A 2,045-nucleotide genomic window follows, 5' to 3' on the forward strand; every position below is an offset into this window, starting at 1 on the left:
TCGTCCGCCCTCTCCCCCCCCCCCCCCCTCGTCACGGGTTCACGTCCCTCCGCCCCCCCCACCCAGCCCCCCCCCCAACGCCCGCCGGGGCCTCCCCCCCCCGGGGGGGGCCCCCCCCCGCCGGCACTGTTCCGCTGCCGTGTGGAGCGCTGCGGCGTGAGCCGACGGTACGGGGAGTTGGCCACGCCCTCACGCTGGCATCGGCCGCCCAGGTCCGCTCCGACGCCGTGACATTCCAGAGCCTGATCGCCCGACCCGAAAGCCGTGAGCGCCTGGACCACCTCGCCGGGCGGGGCTTGCAGAGTCCTGGTGAGCTCGAACGCGACCTCGGCAGGGCCGTCGCGGACTTCCCCGCTGACGGCTGACTCTTGGCCTGCCAAAAGCTCTTGGCCTGCTAGAAGCCGAACATCAGCCACGCCTGGTGGCTGACCCAGTCGGGATACCGGTCGGTCATGGCGTCATAGAGCTCTTGGTCGCTGCTGGTCTCCTGCTGGAGGCGGCCGAAGTCGGTGAGGTACTGCCTGGTCTGCGGGATGATGTCGGGCGTGTCGGGGGCGCCCGGCTTCTTGTGGCCGGCGACCACGGTTTTCGGGTCGAGGGCGGCGAGGCGGTCCAGCGCGGCGATCCAGTTCGCGCGGCTGTCGGGCGTCGTGGCGGCGACGAACAGGTGGCACTGGTTGTAGACGACGTCTCCGCTGACGACGAGGTCCAGGTCGGGCACGTGCAGGGAGGTGGAGTCGACGGCGTCGGTCTGCCCCTGCTCGATGATCCGCAGCTCGTGGCCCTCCAGTGTGAAAGTCTCCTCGGTCCAGGGTTCGGGCAGCGTGATGGTGGCCGGGAGGCGGCCGGGCCACAGGTCGCGGTAGAACGGCAGCCGCTCGGTCTGCTTACGCGCGTATTCGACCGTCTTCGCGGTGGCGATGGCGCGGGCGTCGGGGAAGTGGTGCAGCAGCAGGCTGAGGCCGGCGAAGTGGTCCAGGTGACCGTGGGTGATGTAGATCGTGGTCAGGTTGCGGTGGTGCAGCTGTACCCAGGCCGCCAGGGCCTCGGCCTCGGCGGCCGTGGTGAGGGTGTCGACCAGGACGGCGTCGTGCTCTCCGAAGACCAGGGTGGAGGTCATCGGGTCCCAGGCCGGCGGCGGGCCGAAGGGCCGGGACCGGTCGGCTGCCAGCGCCTTCTCCGGGGCTGTGAACACGTTCACGCTCAGTGTGGATGCCATGCCGCTCGGTTCCTCTCCGCGGCGACGGGCCCATAGCGACCTCGCGGTCGTTGCGGATGTCTGCCGCACGACTGCCTTCCACTGTCCAATGGCCTGGCAGACCTCGACAACCGCAGCACGAACGGACATGGGCCACCGCCTACCGATTGGCCTGCGACCTGGGTGCGGATCGCCTGAGCTTGTTCTTTATCTACCAAGATCTTCCCGGTTTGCCGATGGCCTTGAGAGTCTCGGGGCGTTTGGCGGTCTTGCCGACGTCGTAGCGGGTTGCGGGCCGCCGGTTCTTCGAGCCGGGAGGGCGTCCGGGTCCGGTTCCGGTTGGTTGAGGAACATGGGCGGGGCAGTGCAGGTGTGTGCGGATGTTCCTGAACCCCCGGCGGACCCGGGCTGGGGTGAGGTGTTCGGGCTTGGCCGGTTTTTCCCAGGGCCGGCGGAGTTCGACGGCGAGAGGCCGGACGAGGCGGAGCTGGGTGTGGGCGACGACCAGGAGCCAGGTCCAGCGGTCTGCGGCTTGGGGCGTACGGATCTTCGGGGTGGTCCAGCCCAGTGTCTGCTTTCCGAACCTGAAGGTGTGCTCCAGATCGAATCGTCTGAGGAACACCTGCCACCAGAGGTCCACGTCCTGCGGGACGGCGCCGGTCTTCGAGGACCACAACCACACCGGCGGAGCCTGACGGTCCTTGGAGAGGTGCTCGACCTTGAGGCGGACCAGGGTGCCCTCAACGACGGGGAGTTCACCGTCGTGCTCCAGCCAGGCCGAACGGTGAGTCAGCCGTGGGTGGACCCGATCCCAGGCCTGGGCCTCTGCCTTGCCGTAGTTGATGGT

General features: G+C 69.1%; 2 protein-coding genes and 1 pseudogene. 1 reads left to right on the plus strand and 2 read right to left on the minus strand.

The genetic code is table 11. The features are described 5' to 3' along the window. The first annotated feature begins 227 nt into the window (after nucleotides 1-227). On the plus strand, nucleotides 228-365 hold the full coding sequence (locus ACZ4AA_RS38390) for a hypothetical protein (RefSeq protein ID WP_467613354.1): 138 nt from the start codon (nucleotides 228-230) through the stop codon (nucleotides 363-365). A gap of 29 nt (nucleotides 366-394) precedes the next feature. On the opposite strand, the gene ACZ4AA_RS38395 is transcribed toward ACZ4AA_RS38390, so the two are convergent. Both ACZ4AA_RS38395 and ACZ4AA_RS38400 read right to left on the minus strand, forming a co-directional pair. Continuing rightward, a complete protein-coding gene (locus tag ACZ4AA_RS38395) occupies nucleotides 395-1,219 on the minus strand; it encodes an MBL fold metallo-hydrolase (RefSeq protein WP_467613356.1) in 825 nt (274 codons plus the stop codon). Nucleotides 1,220-1,409: 190 nt separating this feature from the next. Next, nucleotides 1,410-2,045 (minus strand): annotated as a pseudogene (locus tag ACZ4AA_RS38400) (NF041680 family putative transposase); the annotation flags it as partial.

The organism is Streptomyces sp. NPDC024698 (assembly GCF_055559015.1).